Origin of the sequence: Pseudoclavibacter helvolus (assembly GCF_049707175.1) — a bacterium.
Lineage (GTDB): Bacteria > Actinomycetota > Actinomycetes > Actinomycetales > Microbacteriaceae > Pseudoclavibacter > Pseudoclavibacter helvolus_A.
Genome location: NZ_JBNAFM010000012.1, coordinates 64,503 through 77,885 on the forward strand (window position 1 = coordinate 64,503; position 13,383 = coordinate 77,885).

16 protein-coding genes are annotated in these 13,383 nt (G+C 68.0%); 9 read left to right on the forward strand and 7 right to left on the reverse strand.

All coding sequences use genetic code 11. The features are described 5' to 3' along the window. Positions 1-41: 41 nt before the first annotated feature. From ACPYN9_RS11120 to ACPYN9_RS11140, 5 genes are read left to right on the forward strand one after another with little or no spacing between them, the layout of a single operon-like run. A complete protein-coding gene (locus ACPYN9_RS11120) occupies positions 42-215 on the forward strand; it encodes a hypothetical protein (protein ID WP_424466567.1) in 174 nt (57 codons plus the stop codon). Beyond that, positions 212-1,705, forward strand: coding sequence for a purine-cytosine permease family protein (locus tag ACPYN9_RS11125; RefSeq protein WP_424466569.1), 1,494 nt, complete (start codon positions 212-214; stop codon positions 1,703-1,705). Before ACPYN9_RS11120 ends, ACPYN9_RS11125 begins: the two co-directional genes overlap by 4 nt. Further along, a complete protein-coding gene (locus ACPYN9_RS11130; protein WP_424466571.1) occupies positions 1,702-2,799 on the forward strand; it encodes an alcohol dehydrogenase catalytic domain-containing protein in 1,098 nt (365 codons plus the stop codon). The genes ACPYN9_RS11125 and ACPYN9_RS11130 overlap by 4 nt, the downstream gene beginning before the upstream one ends. A gap of 50 nt (positions 2,800-2,849) precedes the next feature. Continuing rightward, a complete protein-coding gene (locus ACPYN9_RS11135; RefSeq protein WP_424466573.1) occupies positions 2,850-3,503 on the forward strand; it encodes a TetR/AcrR family transcriptional regulator C-terminal domain-containing protein in 654 nt (217 codons plus the stop codon). After that, positions 3,496-4,329 (forward strand): SDR family NAD(P)-dependent oxidoreductase, encoded by an 834-nt coding sequence (locus ACPYN9_RS11140; RefSeq protein ID WP_424466575.1) that lies wholly within the window; start codon positions 3,496-3,498, stop codon positions 4,327-4,329. The genes ACPYN9_RS11135 and ACPYN9_RS11140 overlap by 8 nt, the downstream gene beginning before the upstream one ends. 22 nt (positions 4,330-4,351) lie before the next feature. Here the strand turns inward: ACPYN9_RS11140 and murQ are convergent, their stop codons facing one another. Beyond that, a complete protein-coding gene (gene murQ, locus ACPYN9_RS11145) occupies positions 4,352-5,272 on the reverse strand; it encodes an N-acetylmuramic acid 6-phosphate etherase (protein WP_424466656.1) in 921 nt (306 codons plus the stop codon). Between the two features lie 138 nt (positions 5,273-5,410). On the opposite strand from murQ, the gene ACPYN9_RS11150 reads away from it, so the two are divergent. Together ACPYN9_RS11150 and ACPYN9_RS11155 are read left to right on the forward strand one after the other, a co-directional pair. Beyond that, positions 5,411-6,292 carry a MurR/RpiR family transcriptional regulator gene (locus ACPYN9_RS11150; RefSeq protein ID WP_424466577.1) on the forward strand — a complete coding sequence of 294 codons (882 nt, stop codon included), beginning with the start codon at positions 5,411-5,413 and terminating at the stop codon, positions 6,290-6,292. 140 nt (positions 6,293-6,432) lie between these two features. Continuing rightward, entirely contained in the window at positions 6,433-8,448 is a 2,016-nt protein-coding gene (locus ACPYN9_RS11155; protein WP_424466578.1) for a glucose PTS transporter subunit IIA, read from the forward strand. An 18-nt stretch (positions 8,449-8,466) separates the two neighbouring features. Here the strand turns inward: ACPYN9_RS11155 and ACPYN9_RS11160 are convergent, their stop codons facing one another. Together ACPYN9_RS11160 and ACPYN9_RS11165 are read right to left on the reverse strand one after the other, a co-directional pair. Next, on the reverse strand, positions 8,467-8,790 hold the full coding sequence (locus ACPYN9_RS11160; protein WP_424466580.1) for a DMT family transporter: 324 nt from the start codon (positions 8,788-8,790) through the stop codon (positions 8,467-8,469). After that, positions 8,790-9,176 (reverse strand): DMT family transporter, encoded by a 387-nt coding sequence (locus ACPYN9_RS11165; RefSeq protein WP_424466582.1) that lies wholly within the window; start codon positions 9,174-9,176, stop codon positions 8,790-8,792. Before ACPYN9_RS11165 ends, ACPYN9_RS11160 begins: the two co-directional genes overlap by 1 nt. 138 nt (positions 9,177-9,314) lie before the next feature. On the opposite strand from ACPYN9_RS11165, the gene ACPYN9_RS11170 reads away from it, so the two are divergent. After that, positions 9,315-9,587 carry a hypothetical protein gene (locus tag ACPYN9_RS11170; RefSeq protein WP_424466584.1) on the forward strand — a complete coding sequence of 91 codons (273 nt, stop codon included), beginning with the start codon at positions 9,315-9,317 and terminating at the stop codon, positions 9,585-9,587. A gap of 4 nt (positions 9,588-9,591) precedes the next feature. Here ACPYN9_RS11170 and ACPYN9_RS11175 read toward each other — a convergent pair whose 3' ends face one another. Genes ACPYN9_RS11175 through ACPYN9_RS11185 form a run of 3 tightly spaced genes read right to left on the reverse strand, consistent with a single transcriptional unit; the run spans position 9,592 to position 11,581 of the window. Beyond that, the gene (locus ACPYN9_RS11175) at positions 9,592-10,293 is read right to left on the reverse strand and encodes an alpha/beta fold hydrolase (protein ID WP_424466586.1); all 702 of its coding nucleotides are present in this window, start codon (positions 10,291-10,293) and stop codon (positions 9,592-9,594) included. A 52-nt stretch (positions 10,294-10,345) separates the two neighbouring features. Next, complete coding sequence (locus tag ACPYN9_RS11180; RefSeq protein WP_424466588.1) at positions 10,346-10,645, reverse strand: hypothetical protein; 300 nt, start codon at positions 10,643-10,645, stop codon at positions 10,346-10,348. Between the two features lie 39 nt (positions 10,646-10,684). Next, positions 10,685-11,581, reverse strand: coding sequence for a helix-turn-helix transcriptional regulator (locus ACPYN9_RS11185; protein ID WP_424466590.1), 897 nt, complete (start codon positions 11,579-11,581; stop codon positions 10,685-10,687). A 102-nt stretch (positions 11,582-11,683) separates the two neighbouring features. On the opposite strand from ACPYN9_RS11185, the gene ACPYN9_RS11190 reads away from it, so the two are divergent. Next, positions 11,684-12,661 carry an aldo/keto reductase gene (locus tag ACPYN9_RS11190; RefSeq protein ID WP_424466591.1) on the forward strand — a complete coding sequence of 326 codons (978 nt, stop codon included), beginning with the start codon at positions 11,684-11,686 and terminating at the stop codon, positions 12,659-12,661. Between the two features lie 115 nt (positions 12,662-12,776). Here ACPYN9_RS11190 and ACPYN9_RS11195 read toward each other — a convergent pair whose 3' ends face one another. Next, complete coding sequence (locus tag ACPYN9_RS11195; protein ID WP_424466593.1) at positions 12,777-13,130, reverse strand: DUF2834 domain-containing protein; 354 nt, start codon at positions 13,128-13,130, stop codon at positions 12,777-12,779. Between the last annotated feature and the right edge of the window lie 253 nt (positions 13,131-13,383).

The following is a 13,383-nucleotide window of genomic DNA, read 5'->3' on the forward strand; positions in this document are numbered from 1 at the left end:
GATTCGGTTGATCTGGTTTCGACGACGAAGGCAGGAACCCCATGGACATGCGCGACCCGGAGATCACGGCAGATCTCGCGAGACGACTCGACACTATCGCGACCCTCGAAGTTGGCGACGCCGCACACGAACCGCTCAGCGGCCGTGACCTCGGTCTCTTCGCGCTGACCTGCATCGCGCTCGTCGCCGCCGGCGCGCTCGTGGTGATCCTGTGAGCGGCGGGGCCGAGCGCAAGCTCGAGGGCGCATCCGCTGACCTCGACCAGGCCGCGACCTTCGGCTCGCTGCCCCTCCTCAGGAAGGAGCGCATCTGGTCGGGGTGGGACTACAGCTGGGTGAACCTCAGCCTCGCCATCGCCACCTGGGCCTTCCTCGTCGGTGGCTCGACCGCGCTACTCGTCGGCTTCCAGGACGGCATCGCCGCCATGGTCATCGGCAACGCGATCGGGCTCGGCATCATGGTTCCCGCCGCGACTGCCGCGAGCGCGCGCTTCGGCGTCGAGCAGTACACGATCCTCCGCCCCGTCTTCGGGCTCATCGGAGTCGGCGTGCTCGTCTTCACCGTCATCCTCATCACCGAGATGGGATGGTCGTCGCTGCTCGCCATCATGGTCGGCCGCGCCGTCACCCAAGTCGCCAACGGCGCAGCGGGAACCGATTTCGGGTCCGGCAGCTTCCTGGTCACCGCGGTGGGGCTCGTCGCCATCGTCATCGCCTGGCTCATCCTCTCGCGAGGGCCCGTCACGATCGGCAAGCTCAACCGCTTCGTCGCCCCCGGTCTTGTGCTCGTGACCGTGTTCATGCTGTTCTTCCTCGTCGCCAACACGTCCTGGGACGCCCTGTTCTCCGCCGAACCGCTTGCCCCCTTCGAAGAGCCACAACTCAACTTCATGCTCGCGGTCGAGTTCAACGTCGCCGTCGGGTTCTCCTGGTACCCCGTCATGGGGTCGATGGCGCGCATGACCCGCTCGCCGAAAGCAGCACTCTGGCCCGCGTTCACGGGCCTCATCGTCGGAACGCTCGTCGCGCAGATCGTCGGCATGGCCGCGGCGTTGACGCTCGGCGACTCCGACCCGACGGTGTGGATGCTGCCGCTCGGCGGACCGATCCTCGGCGCGTTCATGCTGCTGTTCATCTCGTTCGCGAACATCACCAGCATGTCGTCGATCGTCTACTCGACGGTGCTCGCCATCAGGCAGGCGAGCGGCAACCTCCTCGGCCGCGTGCCCTGGCCGCTGCTGTGCGGGGCCTTCTTCGTGCTGCCGGCCATACTCACGTTCTTCCCCGACTTCATGTACCAGCAGTTCATGGTCTTCGTCACGATCTCGGGCGCGTTCCTCGCCGCGATGTGCGGCGCGATCCTCGCCGACTACTTCGTGCTGCGACGCCAGTGGGTGCGACTCGCAGACCTCTACAAGCTCAGGGGCGAGAGCGTCTACCACTTCACGGGCGGCGTCAACTGGGCGGGAATCGTCTCGGTCATCGTCGGCGCGGCCTTCTACCTGTGGATCTACAACCCGGTGACCCTCGAGACGCACCCGCTCTTCCTGCTGCTCACCGCATCCGCCCCCGCCACCGTGCTCGCGGGCGGCGTGTACCTGCTGCTCGCCCAGGTCCTCTACCGAGGCAGAGGCGTCGGCGCCTACTCCGACACCCCACAGTCCAGCGCACCCCCACGCACCACGATCCCCCGGAAAGAGGCATGACCATGCGCGCACAGGCCGCAGTCCACTTCGAAGGCAGCAGCGAGCTCGAGATCCGGGAAGTGGACGTCGCTGAGCCCGGACCCGGCACCGTCCTCGTGAAGCTCGGCGCGTCAGGGGTATGCGGCTCCGACCGGCACGTGCTCGACGGTGACTGGCAGCTGCCGTCGCCAACCGTCATGGGCCACGAGGGTGCGGGTGAGGTCGTCGCCATCGGCGACGGCGTCGTCGACGTCGAGCCCGGTGACCACGTGATCCTCAGCTGGTTCCACCCGTGCCGGCGATGCACGGCCTGCCTCAGCGGCCGCGCCTACGTCTGCACAGGAAGCCGCAGCGAGGAGTGCCTGCTACCCGACGGTTCGACGCCGCTGTCGCTCGACGGCGACCCCGTGTATCCGTACCTCACCGCCGGCACCATGAGCGAGTATGCCGTCGTGCCAGAATCGGCCGCGATCAAGGTGCCCAAGGAGGTGCCCTTCGACGTGGCGAGCCTCATCGGCTGCTCCATCGCCACGGGAGTCGGCACCGTCGTCAACGACGCCGCGGTCGGGGCGGGCGAATCGGCCGTGGTCGTCGGCGCGGGAGGGGTCGGCCTCAGCATCATCATGGGGCTGCAGCTCGTCGGCGCGAACCCGATCATCGCGATCGACCTCAACGAGGAGAAGCTCGAAGCGGCACGCGACCTCGGCGCCACCCACACGCTCGTGCCCGGGCCGGACCTCGCGGCTCAGGTCGCCGAGATCACCGGCGGCGGAGCCGAGTACGCGTTCGAGGCCATCGGCCGAGTGCAGACCATCGAATCGCTGCCAGGGCTCATCGCCCCTGGAGGCAGCGCCGTCATCGTCGGGCTGCCGCCAGCGGATGCGCCGGTTTCGTTCGACGCGCTTGCGCTCGCGGAGACCGGGAAGCGCCTCATCGGCACGAACTATGGCTCGACCGTGCCCGGCCGGGACTTCCCGAAGCTCGCCGCTCTCTACCTCGCCGGACGTCTGCCCGTCGACAAGCTGATCAGCGAACGCATCAAGCTGAACGAGGTGAACGAGGCGTTCGAGGCCATGCGAAGAGGCGAGCGCGCGAGAAGCGTCATAGTCTTCTGAGAACAAAGCTCGCGCAGATTGCTGTGCGCTGAGAACGAGGGAGTCTGATCATGGCACGACCGAGAATCCCGATCCTGTCTCCTGAGAAGATCTGCCTGGCCGCGCTGGAGCAGATCGACCGCAACGGAGACTTCTCGATCCCGGTGCTCGCGAAGGAGCTCGGGGTGAGCGCCTCGTCGATGTACCACCACGTGCACGGGCGGGCGGGCATCGTCAACGGCATCCGCTCGCTCATCAGCACGGAGCTGTCGCTGGCGATCGGCCTCGAAGATGCGAGCGACGAGGAACTCGCCGCCCTCGCCGCGATGAGCTGGCAGGACCAGGTGCGGCGGTGGTCGAAGGACTACACGATGGCGTTGGCGAAGCATCCGCTCGCCCTCCCGATCATGGTGCAGGAGCCCGTGAGTGACGAACAGACCCTCGAGGTGTACGAGGCCATCGCCATCACGTTCCGGTCGGTGGGCTTCACCGACGAGGAGGCCCTCGTTGCGATCGCCGTGCTCGAAGGTCTCACCTTCGGACGGGTGGTGGATGCGGCGTCGCCCTCGATTCCGTGGGCGGCGGACCCCGACGTGCATCCCGTGCTGCACGGGGTGACGACCTCGCTTGAGCCGTCGCGTCGCCTCGAGCGGGCGTTCGACTTCGGCCTCGAGGCGATTATCGCGAGCCTTGAACGGCTCCTGGAGGCGAAGGCTCGTGCCTGAGCCGCGCACGGTCGTGATCACCGGCGCTTCGGATGGCATCGGGGCGGCGGCCGCGCGGTCGCTCAGCGCGCAGGGATGGCGGGTCGTCGTGGTCGGCCGCAACCGAGCCAAGACCGAAGCCATCGCCGCTGAGGTCGGCGGTGAACGCTTCGTGGCCGACTTCTCGCGGCTCGACGAAGTTCGGCAGCTCGCCGCCGAGCTCGTGGCGCAGGTCGGCGCGATCGACGTGCTCGCCAACAACGCGGGCGGCATTTTCGGCGACCGCGCGCGAACGGTCGACGGGAACGAGCTCACGTTGCAGGTCAACCATCTCGCTCCGTTCCTGCTCACCAACCTCCTGCTCAGGCAGGTGCCGGTCGGCGCGGTCGTGAACACGGCGAGCATCGCCGCGCGCCTGATGGGTCGCATTGACCTCGACGACCTCCACAACGAAGCCCGGTTCAGTGCCAACAAGGCGTACGGCGACGCGAAGCTCGCGAACATCCTCTTCACGAAGGGCCTCCACCGCGGGTTCGCGGGCCGACCGGTCGCGAGCGTCGCCTTCCACCCCGGAGTCGTCGGCACCAACTTCTCCTCCGACTCGACCAGCCTCATGCGGCTGCTGTACCGCACGCCCCTCGCGAAGCTCTTCACGATCAGCGCCACTAAGGGCGGTGAGACCCTCGAGTGGTTCATCACCGGGCAGCCCGGCGTGACCTGGCAGGCGGGGGAGTACTACGACGAGCGCCACCACGCGACGAACGTGAACCCGCAGATCTTCGACGAGGACCTCATCGAGGGGTTCTGGGAGCGCAGTGCGGAACTGGCGGGGCTGGACGCCGCCTGACGTGGATCGACGACAGGCGTGATCAGTGCTCGGCGAGCTCGACCGCGCGTCGGACATCGCCACCGGCCTGGTCCAGCAGTGCGGCCGCCTCCGCCGCGTCGCGGTCGGCGAGCAGCATGACCACGGCTGTCTTGGCGTGGTCGGATGCGGCTGCGAGTGCCGCGTCGGCGGCAGGCCGTGCTGCCCCGGTGGCCTCGGCGACGATGCGCTGCGCACGATCGACCAGCTTGGCGTTTGACGGGCGCACGTCGACCATGAGGTTGCTGTAGGACTTGCCCCCGCGCACCATGCTCGCCGTCGACAGCATGTTGCACACGAGCTTCTGTGCCGTGCCCGCCTTGAGGCGTGTGGACCCTGTCAGCACCTCAGGGCCGGTGACGACCTCGATGGCGATGTCCGCCTCGGCGCTGATCGGCGCATTCGCGTTGCAGGCGATCGAGATGGTGGCGGCGCCGCGGTCTCGCGCCGCCCGGAGTCCGCCGATGACATACGGTGTGCGCCCGCTCGCTGCCAGACCCACGACCACGTCGCCTGCCTGCAGGCCGACCGCATCCAGCTCGCGGGCTGCGAGCTCAGGATCGTCTTCCGCGCCTTCCACCGCGCGGACAAACGCCTGCGTTCCGCCAGCCATGACGCCGAGGACATCTTCGGGTGCGGTTCCGAAGGTGGGTGGGCACTCGACCGCGTCGAGGAGCCCGATGCGGCCGCTTGTCCCTGCGCCGAGGTAGATCAGCCTGCCACCCGTGCGCCTGGCGGCGGTGATGAGGTCAGCTGCCCGCGCGATGGTGGGGAGTGCGTGGCGCACCGCACCGGCGACCGTCGCGTCCTCGTCGTTCATGAGCGCCAGGATCCGCTCGGTGTCGAGGGTGTCGAGCTCCATGGTGCGCGGGTTTCGTCCCTCAGTGGAGAGGGCCGCGAGCGTTGAGATCTCGTCGTTGGACATGCGCATCTCCCATCCTCGGCTCGCCACCGTGCGCGCCTGAGTTATGAAAGTACACGATCTACATCCGGTAAGTAAATAAACTTCGCGCACGCCGCCTGGTCGCTCCTCGCTACGCTGGCACCGGAAAGCAGGTGGAATGTGGGCAGAGATGGTGCAGAGGCGAGTTCGCGCACGGTACTGGTCGAGCTTCGGGCGCTGCTGCCCTCGCTCCGGCCCTCAGAGCGGCGCATCGCCGAGGCGCTTCTCGCCGACCCGGAGGGCTTCGCCACCCGGTCGATGACCGAGATTGCCGACCTGGCGCGCACGTCGACCACCACGGTCGTTCGCTTCACGAGGCGGGCCGGCTACTCACGGTTCCGTGATCTGCGACACGACCTCACCGAGCAGAATCTCCGCGAGCGGCTCACGTCCGACATCGGCTCGGCTCCGGCGACGGATATCTCGCCCGGCGACTCGCTGGCCGAGGTTGTCGCGAAGATCGCGCGGAACGAGACGCTCTCGATCGCAGACACGGCGGAGGTGCTCGATCTCGAGGCGTTGGCGGAGGTAGTTGCAGCCATCGCGGGAGCGGCCCGAACTGACATCCACGGGATTGGGGCGAGTTCGGTGGTCGGTGTCGACCTGCAGCGCAAGCTCTCGCGCATCGGTCGCGTTGCCCTGGAGTGGCCGGAAGCACACGCCGCCTGGACCGCCGCGGCCGTGCTCGACGAACGTGCCGTCGCGCTCGCCATCTCGCATTCGGGTGAGACTGCCGGCGTCGTTGAGTTCCTCCGTATCGCTAAGACGACTGGGGCCACGACCATCGCGATCACGAACCACGAGCGGTCGCCGCTCGCTGAACTCGCCGACATCGTCCTCCGGACGGCCGCGCGCGAGACGCCGTTGCGGTCGGCCGCGCTCGGCAGTCGCATCGCGCAGCTCATGGTCGTCGACTGCGTCTTTACCGGCGTCGCGCAGGCCGACTACGAGAACTCGGTCGCCGCCATCGAGAAGACGCACCGCGCGGTCTCTCGCGGCTGAGGCGACCTCGACCGGTGGCGCACCCGGGCGTGCTCCGCCAGCAGCGGTTCAAAGGCCCAGGGGAAATTTTTTACCCATTCCGATGACATCCTGGTACTGTTCTTCAGAATTCGAGCAACGTCGCGAGAAAAAGGATGCCCATGAGTGCCAACGAAGAACTCGCCAGCGAGCTGCTGCGGCACCTCGGCGGCCCCGGCAATGTCGCGGGAGTCGAGAACTGCATGACCCGAATGAGGGTGACGCCCGTCGATCGCAGCCTGATCGACGAACGCGCCATCAGATCGCTGCCAGGTGTGCTGGGGGTCGTGGACGACGACACCTACCAAGTGGTGCTCGGGCCGGGCAAGGTCACGAAGGTGACGGATGCGTTCCGTCGCGAGCTCGAAGACGCCGGTGCCTCCGCGGGAGACGCTGAGGCGCTCGCGGCGCGGGGCGCGGCCATCAAGTCAGCTCAGAAGCAGCGCAACAACACGCCCTTCAAGAACTTCATCCGCAAGATCGCGAACATCTTCGTGCCGCTGATCCCGGCGCTGATCGGAGCCGGCATCGTCGCCGCTGTCCGCGGCCTCCTCGTGAACTGGGTCACGGTCGGGACAGCGCCGGAGTTCGTCGAGGCCGTCGTGCCGGCGCTCACCGTCATCGGCTCCGCGTTCTTCGCGTTCCTCCCCATCTTCGCGGGCATCAACGCCGCGAAGGAGTTCGGAGGCACTCCCGCGCTGGGTGGCGCAGTGGCCGCAATCATCGTCTTCGCGGGCATCACCGACGTGCAGTACAGCCTTCCGGTCCTCGGCGACATCGTGCTGGCTCCCGGCCAAGGCGGCGTGATCGGCGCGATCTTCGCGGCCGGCCTGTGCGCGTGGCTCGAGCGGACCCTGCGCGGGAAGATCCCGGATGCGATCGACATCCTGGTCACGCCGACGCTCGCGCTCCTCATCTCAGGCCTCGCCACGATCTTCGTGTTCATGTTCGTCGCGGGCAACATCGCGACCGCAATCGGCACGGGTGCGATCTGGCTCCTCGATAACTCAGGCCTGCTCGCCGGCTTCGTGCTCGGCGGTCTCTTCCTGCCACTCGTGATGCTTGGGCTCCACCAGGCGCTCATCCCCATCCACGCGACCCTGATCGAACAGGTGGGCTTCACGCCGCTGCTCACGATCCTCGCGATGGCGGGAGCGGGCCAGGTGGGCGCTGCGTTGGCGATCTACTTCAAGCTCAAGCGGAACACGTCGCTGCGCACCACGATCAAGGGCGCGTTGCCGGTCGGCATCCTGGGCGTGGGCGAGCCGCTGATCTACGCAGTAACCCTGCCTCTCGGACGGCCCTTCCTCACCGCCTGCCTCGGCGGCGCAGTCGGCGGTGCTGTCGCCGGCGCCTTCAACCAGTTCGCGGGCGCCTTCGGGGCGACAGCGATCGGGCCATCCGGATGGGCGTTGCTACCGCTGCTGCAGAGCGACAACGGACAGGGCTACGCGATTCTCGCCTACGTCGTCGGGTTGATCGCCGGATACGTCGCGGGCTTCCTCATCACGTTCTTCTGGGGCTTCACGCCCGCCCTACTCGCCGAGCACAACGCCGACGAGGACGAGTACGGCGCAGCCACCCGTCAGGGTGCGGATGCTCCTGCCGCAGCGGCGGCCGCAAGCGGGCCGGTGCAGGGCGCCGGCTCCGAAATGCGGGCAAGCGCCGGCCAGCGCATCGACATCCTCGCGCCGGTCGAAGGACGGGTGATCAACCTCTCCGAGGTCGAGGACCAGGCATTCGCCGCAGGCACGATGGGGGACGGCTTCGCCGTTGAGCCGGTGTCCGGTGACTTCCGCAGCCCCGTCTCCGGCACCATCACGGCGCTGTTCCCGACCGGGCACGCGTTCGGCGTGACGACGCCCGAGGGGCTCGAGGTACTCGTCCACATCGGCCTCGGGACCGTGGACCTGCACGGCGAGGGGTTCGAGCTCCATCGAGCCGAGGGCGACCTGGTTGAGGCGGGAGACCTCGTCGTAGCCGTCGACCTCGATGCGGTGCGCGGTCGGGTTCGCTCGCTGGCCACCCCGGTGGTGGTGCTCAACGGCGGCGCGTTTCAGATCGTCGAGCGCCGTACCAACGGTGGGGCGCCGCTTACCGTGCAGGCAGTCGGCGCGAGCAGCTCCGTGGGCCGCTGACGAGGAGGGCGCCGGCGTTCAGTGCTGACCGCCCACCTCCACGAGCAGCACGCCGGCACCGATGAGGGCAATCCCGGCTGCCATCATCCACGTGAACGGCTCCTTGAAGAGGTAGTGGCTGAGTACGGCGGTGAGCGCGACGCCGACCGCGGCCCAGATGCCGTAGGCCACGCCGAGCGGAACGCCCTGCGCGAGGGTCAGCGACAGCAGCGTGAATGCGGTCACGTAGCCGACGACGACAGGCAGGTACCAGAGGCGGCTGCCGTCGACGGTCTTACGCAGCGACAGGGTGCCCCCGACTTCCGAGACGATCGCGCCCGCGAGGAAGAGCCAGCCGAGCATCAGGCGGACACCTCGCCGGGGCCGGGAGCCTGCGCGTCGTCCCTTGCCCGGGCTGCGCGGTCGTGTGCCCGCTGGGATCCCAGCTCGACGAGCAGCACGCCGCCGATGATGAGCACCATACCGAGCCCCATGAGGGCGGTGAGCGGTTCGGCGAAGAGGGCGGCGGAAAGCAGCGCCGTCAACGCGACACCGAGGGCACCCCAGATGCCGTAGGCGACGCCCAGCGGAAGTCCGGCGCGTAGCACGAGGGCGAGGAACGCGAACGACGCCGCGTACCCGGTGACGACGACCACGTACAGGGCGGGCGCATCCAGTGCACCCTTGAGTGAGAGTGACGCGGTGACCTCGCACGAGATCGCCGCGGCCAGCAGCAGCCATTTCCGCATGCGCGGATTCTCGCAGGTTCGAGTGGCGCGCGGGGCGCCCGACCCTGGCACTTACCCTGCTCCTCTCGCGCTTCGGTACGGTGTTCGGAGCCGAGCGCGGACCATTGGGTGACGACGAGGCGAGGACGGGGAGGCATCGTGGACGAGACGAACGGCAGAAGGTTCGAGAGCCTGCCCGAACGGGTGGACCCGCGTGAATACTCGATGGACGTTCCGGCGTCCGATCCCGCAAGCGTGCTCGAGCAGCTTCCGCCGGCCGGATCGCCCGAGCTGATCGCGGCGACGCAACTCGCTCAGGCTTCCAGCAGTCTTGGTGCTCGACGACGTCCGCAGCTGCGCATCGGCCTGACGGTGCTCGCGGCCGTCGTCGGTGGTGTCGCGCTGCTCGCTGTCGTGCAGATCTTCCTCTAGGCCGTCAGTGTCCGTCCGTCACCGCGTCCAGGACGGCAGCCGCGAGTTCGTCCGGCTTCGTGAGCTGCGGCCAGTGGCCGGTCGGGAGTTCGAGGATGCGCACCGAGCGGGCGCGGGCCAGCTCGGCGACGTAGGGGTGCCCGCCCTCCATGAACTGCCTGAGGAGCGGTTCGGGCATGGTGTTCGTGATGACCACGGCTGGCACGTCGTACCGGCGTTCGTTGCTGAGGCGCTGCTGCTCGGTTGCGACCCCGGCGGGCTCAGGGACGGCGATTGCTTCGAAGCGCTGCCAGAGCTCGTCGGTCATGTCGGTGAGCTCCGCCTGCTCGAATACGCTGCGGTCGGGCAGCGGAACGGCCCCACCGGACGCCTCGAAGCTGTCGTTGATCACGCCGCCGTCGGCGAGCGGACCCGAGTCGACGTACAGGACCTTCGTGACGCGGTCGGGGCGCGCATCCACCACCCCGTAGGCAATTGCGCCGCCGCCGCTGTGGCCGACCAGCACCACCTCGCCCTCCAGGGAGTCGACGAGCGCGGTCACGGTGTCGATGTGCGTGCGGAGGCCGACGCCTGCCGTGTCTTCGCCTGGCCCCTTGCCGGGGAGGGTCACGGGATGCACGGTGTGGCCCGCCGCCTCGAGCACGCGGGTGACGGGTGCCCATGAGTCGCCGGTGAGCCAGAAGCCGGGGATGAGGATGATGTTCATGCGCTGAAGCTACCTACGGCCACCGACATTTTCGCGAGCGCCCGGTGCAGAATCACTCGCCGTTCACGTAGACATTCGCCGACAGGGCGGTGCTGCCCTCGACGGGCGCGGCAAGCCAGATGTTCGTGCCCTCGTGCTCGCCGACCCACCGCACCGACTCGAGGTCGGCCCACTCGAGGGCATAGTCAGGAAGCTCCGCGGGGAGCTCTTTCTCGTTGACGGCGGTCGCATCGAGATCCGCGAAGGTCACGTCCCGCGGACCCGAGCCTTCCGGGGTCGACGCGCAACCCGCGAGGGCCGCGGGAAGAAGAATCGCGGCGGCAACGGCCGACAGCCTCGTCAGGTGCTTCATGGCCGAATCCTGGCACAAGTGCGTTCGTCGGGGAACACGTCAACGCTCAGCCACTCGCTCCGATTCGTCGACGTCTGTGGTGTCCGGATGCGTCGCCGCCCAGTTCGACAGCAACTGGAGGCGCTCGTGGGATGCGCTGCCCGGTTCCGCCGAGAACACGAGCATGAGCAGCCCCCGGTCTGAAGACAGGTCCATGCTCTGGTAGCTGAGGTCGAGGTCTCCGACGACGGGGTGGTGCACGCTCTTCAGCCCATCGCGGTGCTCGCGAACGTCGTGCGAGCCCCAGAGTTTCCGGAACACGTCGCTGCGGGTGGACAGTTCGCCGACCAGGTCGCTGAGCGCCCGGTCGTAGGGCGAGCGTCCTGCCGCGGCTCGGAGGATCGCGACGATCTGCCTCGTGTTGCTCTCCCAGTCTTGGTAGAAGCTCTGCGAGCGCTTGTCGAGGAACACGAAGCGGGCCGCGTTGACGGGCGGGCGTGCATCTTCGAACATGGGCGCAAACAGGGCCCGGCCGAGCGCGTTGGTCGCGATCGCGTCGAGGCGCGCGTTCTGGATGAAGACGGGCACCGTCGACATGGCGTCGATCGTCTGCCGCATGGCGGGACTGAGCTGCTGCTTCCTGGTTCGGGTGCGCCGCTGGGGGTGGGCGCCGGCGCTCGCGGTCTTGATGAGCGCGAGGAGATGCTCGTGCTCGGCGTCGTCGAGCTGCAGCGCACGGCTGACGCCGTCGATCACCGCCTCCGAAACGCCGGCTGCGTTGCCACGTTCGAGGCGCTTGTAGTACTCGGCGCTCATGCCGGCAAGCAGCGCGACTTCCTCACGACGAAGCCCAGGAACGCGGCGGCGACCGCCGAAGTCGGGCAGCCCAGCCTGCTGCGGCTTGAGCCTCGCCCGACGAGAGGTCAGGAACTCGCCGATGTCCTCCTGGATGTCCATGCCAGCGACGATACGCCGCACCACCGACGTCACAGGGGCCCTGTCAGTGCACCTCACACCAGGGCCGCGCTGTCCCGAGCGGATGCGGATTGACTCGTTTTCATGAAGCACATCACTCTCGGAGGCCTCGAGGTCTCCCGCATCGGGCTCGGCGCCATGACCATGGCCGGCACCTACACGAGCGAGGGCGCGCTCGACCACTCGGAGTCGATCGCGACGATCCACCGAGCCCTCGATCTCGGCGTGACCCACATCGACACGGCCGAGATCTACGGTCCGTTCCTCAGCGAGGAGATCGTCGGCGAGGCGCTCAAGGGGCGCCGCGACCAGGTCAAGATCGCGACCAAATTTGGTCTCTACTCGCACGCGAACCAGCGGCCCGGCGTCGACAGCAGCCCGGAGAACATCCGCGCCGCCGTCGAAGGCTCGCTGCGCCGACTCGGCACCGACCACATCGACCTCTACTACCAGCACCGAGTCGACCGGAACACTCCCATCGAGGACACGGCGGGCGCCATCGCCGAGCTCGTCGCTGAGGGCAAGGTGCTGCACTTCGGGCTGTCGGAGGCGTCTCCCGAGACGATCCGCCGGGCGCACGCCGTGCATCCGGTCTCCGCCCTGCAGACCGAGTACTCGCTCTGGACACGCGATGTGGAGGCCGAGATCCTGCCGCTCCTGCGCGAGCTGGGCATCGGCTTCATCCCATACTCTCCGCTGGGGCACGGCCTCCTGACGGGACAGATCCGTTCGGTTGCCGACTTCGCCGAAGACGACTGGCGCAAGACGAACCCGCGGTTCACGGGCGAGAACTTCCAGCGCAACCTGCGCATCGTCGACGAGGTCCGGGCGATCGGCGAGGAGATCGGCGCGACCCCGGCGCAGACGGCGCTCGCTTGGATCCTCACTCGCGGCGACGACATCGCCCCCATCCCGGGCACGCGTCGCGTGAGTCGCGTTGAGGAGAACACCGCCGCCGACGCGGTTGTGCTCACCGAGTCGCAGATCGCCCGCCTCGACGCGCTTGAGCCCGCGGCCGGCGCTCGGCACGACGACGCGAACATGGCCTCCATCGACCGCTGACCGCCAGGGTCTTCAGCATGCATCCACACGGGAAACGTTGGTTCCCAGCGCTGGGAACCTGCTTCTCCCGTGTGGATGCACCGGGTCGGCGGCGCTGAGCAGGGCGGCCTCGGGGCTATTCGGAGGAAGGGTGCTGGGCTTCCCTGCGCGCCGCGAGGTGTCGCTCTCGCATCGCGAGGAACAGCGGCAGGGCGAACGCGAATGCGACCCCGAAACAGAGGATGTAGACCCACAGTCGCCGCATCCCCTGGCGGCGACCCTCGACGATGATGAACACCGCCCCGACCGTCGCGGCCACGAGCACGTCGATGACGATCGAGGTGACGGCGGGCCCGCTGCCGAAGTAGTCGCCGATGAACGCGCTTCCCTCCATGCCGGCGATGACGTTGAACGTCCACGTCGCGGCCCCGCCGAGCACGGCCAGGACGAGGTAGAAGATCGCCAGGGGAGTCCAGGTGGATGCGCGCATGCGGCAAGGGTCGCACGCCCGGCCAACAAGACCTACGGCGACGTCCCCGGACGTTTGGATAGGTTGCTCGTTCTGTACTAGCTCTTTCAAGTCGGCGAAGGACTTCGTGTCCAGAAGTTTGGAACGCAGCTTTGCCACTGCGCGTTATCACCGTTACCGGTTCGGCTCATGTCCTGCCAGGAAGTCGCCGACCGGAATCCAGGGGCTCCCTACATCGATGTTGTCAAGGATCACGATTCCTTCGCGGAGCCGG